Origin of the sequence: Burkholderia sp. LMG 13014, from assembly GCF_905232215.1 — a bacterium.
Classification (GTDB): domain Bacteria; phylum Pseudomonadota; class Gammaproteobacteria; order Burkholderiales; family Burkholderiaceae; genus Burkholderia.
In genome coordinates this window covers 1-2,865 of sequence record NZ_CAJNKE010000684.1, presented here as the reverse complement: position 1 = coordinate 2,865, position 2,865 = coordinate 1, and the positions used below count along the sequence as shown (strand labels likewise).

General features: G+C 62.6%; 3 protein-coding genes. All 3 read left to right on the top strand.

All coding sequences use genetic code 11. The annotated features are described in order from the left end of the window. The first annotated feature begins 209 nt into the window (after window positions 1-209). Window positions 210-869 carry a HugZ family protein gene (locus JYJ84_RS33070; protein ID WP_175222297.1) on the top strand — a complete coding sequence of 220 codons (660 nt, stop codon included), beginning with the start codon at window positions 210-212 and terminating at the stop codon, window positions 867-869. A 365-nt stretch (window positions 870-1,234) separates the two neighbouring features. Next, the gene (locus tag JYJ84_RS33065; RefSeq protein WP_043185090.1) at window positions 1,235-1,528 is read left to right on the top strand and encodes an H-NS family nucleoid-associated regulatory protein; all 294 of its coding nucleotides are present in this window, start codon (window positions 1,235-1,237) and stop codon (window positions 1,526-1,528) included. A gap of 240 nt (window positions 1,529-1,768) precedes the next feature. Next, window positions 1,769-2,865, top strand: a 1,097-nt coding sequence (locus JYJ84_RS33060) for a cation diffusion facilitator family transporter (protein WP_205190012.1), incomplete at its 3' end; no start/stop codon positions are given.

The window sequence follows — 2,865 nt, the reverse complement described above, 5'->3', positions numbered from 1 at the left end:
GTCCAGCGTTCGGCGTTCGGCGTCCAGCGTCCAGCGTCCAGCGACCAGCGACCAGCGACCAGCGACCAGCGACCAGCGACCGGCGACCGGCCGCATCGACTGCATCGACCGCATCGGCCGTTCGACCGATGCGCGGTGCACCGCGCCCGCGGGTAACATCGAAGCGCATGGCGTGTCCGATGCGCCGCCCTTCGACCGCAGGAGTCCTCTTGAACATCGATCCCGCTCTCGCGCTACATCTGCTGCACCGCTGCGCACTCGGCACGCTCGCCACCCATGCGCGCGATCCGCTGGGCTTCCCGTATCCGACGGTCGTCCCGTTTGCACCCGATGCGAGCCATCGTCCGGTGATCCTCGTGAGCGGCCTCGCGGAGCACACGCGCAATCTGGCCGCCGATCCGCGCGCGGGCTTCCTCGTCGTCGACGCACCCGGCGGCGACGTGTTGAACGCCGAGCGCGCGACGCTGCTCGGCCGGTTCGTGCCGCTCGGCGACGATCCGCACGTCACCGCGCGCTACTGCCGCTACGAGCCGGACGCCGCGCGCTATCTCGCGCTCGGCGATTTCACGTTCTGGGCGCTCGACGTCGAGCGGCTACGCTATATCGGCGGCTTCGGGCGCATGGGCTGGGTCGACGGCACGCATCTCGATGCGCTGCCGCCGCTCGCCTTCGACGATGAACAGGCGTTATGGGACGCGTACGATACCGGCGCTGCGCGTCGCGACGGGCTCGAATTGCTCGGCGTCGATCGCCACGGCGCCGACTGGCGACATGACGGCCGCCGCGTCCGCACGCCGTTCGATTCGCCATTGGCCGATGCGGGCGCATTGCGCGAGCGGCTGATTGCGTGCGCGCGGGATGTGACGTGACGTCGCGGAGGCCGGCCAGTCCGTAGTTTGCCCGTTTAGCGTGCCGCGCCATCCGATATTCGCCAAGCTGTCGTCCGGTGAAAGCTTTGATTTTTCAGAATGCAGGGTAATTGCGTATGTTGATAGACCTAATAGACAATGGCTAATGTCCTAATCTCTGTGTACGAACGTAAAAATTTGAGAAAAGGCCGCGACCGGTCAAAATGACACGCGTGAATTTCAATTGATCTCGGGATTTTCATGAATCTCGCTTCTATCAAATCTTTTTTGTGCTAATCTCTGCCTTCGAAAATCCGAGGCACATATATTTCATGAATGGTGAGCTGGCTCAGACCGGCGCCATTGGTCAGATAGAAAGGGAAACTATGTCTTCTTACAAGGACCTGCTGGCCCAGCGGGAGAAGCTGGAGAAGCAAATCGAAGAAGCGAAGTCGCGTGAATACGCTGAAGTGCTGAATGACGTGAAGCAGAAAATTGCCGACTACGGCTTTTCGCTTGCCGAACTCGGTCTCAGCCGCGCGAAGGCAGGTAAGGTTGGCCGTCCGCGCGCAGGCGTGGCTGCGAAATATCGCGATCCGGAAACGGGCGCGACGTGGTCGGGTCGCGGCAAGCCGCCGCGCTGGATTGCGGGCAAGGACCGCGAACAGTTCGCGATTTAAACATCTGTTTAAGTTGCCTGTTCTTCAAAAGAGCCGCGTGCCGTCAAGGAGCGCGGCTTTTTTGTTTCCAGCGGCCGCCACGCGCAGCGCTCTGTCATGAAAGTGTAATAATTCGCTGTGAATGGTAATACGACCCGTTCGCATAAGCGATTGATTTAAATAAGAAATTTGTGGGTATTGGCGGGATTCACGGGGCGCCCTTGATAGAATTGGGCATCCCACACCGATATCTCATATTTCATGTCCACGTTTTCCGGCGACGCGCAGAGCGCAGATAAGCACGCGGTTGCACGCAAGAGTACGTTCGTCAGTATTGTGCTGAATGTCGTGCTTGCGACATTTCAGATCGTCGTCGGCGTGATTGCGCATTCTCAGGCATTGATTGCTGACGGGGTGCATTCGATTTCCGATTTGATCTCGGATTTTGTCGTGCTGGTTGCGAATCGTCATAGCGGCGCCTCGCCGGATGCCGACCACAATTACGGACACAGCCGCTACGAGACCGTCGCATCGCTGTTTCTCGGCACGATCCTGATCGCGGTCGGCGTCGGCATGCTCTGGCGGGCGGGCGATCGTCTCGTTAATCTCGAAAACATTCCGGCGGTACATTTTTCCGCGCTGCTCGTCGCGCTGACGGTGCTCGTATCGAAAGAGGCGCTGTTTCGCTACATGCTGCGCGAGGCGCGGCGCGTCCGCTCGGCGCTGCTCGTCGCGAATGCATGGCATGCGCGTTCGGATGCCGCGTCGTCGCTCGTCGTCGCGATCGGCATCGTCGGCAGCCTGGCCGGCGTGCGGTTGCTCGACCCGATCGCGGCGGCGATCGTCGGCTTCATGGTCGCGCGCATGGGCTGGACGTTCGGTTATGACGCGCTGCAGGACCTCTCCGACCGCGCGCTCGATACGACCGATACCGACGAGATCCGCGCGTTGCTCGCGGCGACGCCCGGCGTACGCGACGTGCACGACCTGCGCACGCGCAAGATGGGCGACGCCGCGCTCGTCGATGCGCACATCCTCGTCGATCCGAAAATCTCCGTCTCCGAAGGGCATTACATCGCCGAGACCGCGCGTGCGCGCGTGCTGACCGACTCGCGCGTGCTCGACGCCTTGATCCACGTCGACCCCGAGAACGACGCGGCGCGCCGTCCGGCGCTCGCGTTGCCGCCGCGCGGCGAGATCGCGGCACGGCTCGAAGCCGCACTCGCGCAGCGCGGGTTGCGTGCGGCGGCGATCAACCTGCATTACCTGAGTACGGGGCTCGAGATCGACGTGACGCTGGCCTGCGATCCGCACGACACCGATGCGGCGCTGGCCGGCCGGCTCGACGCCGACGCGCT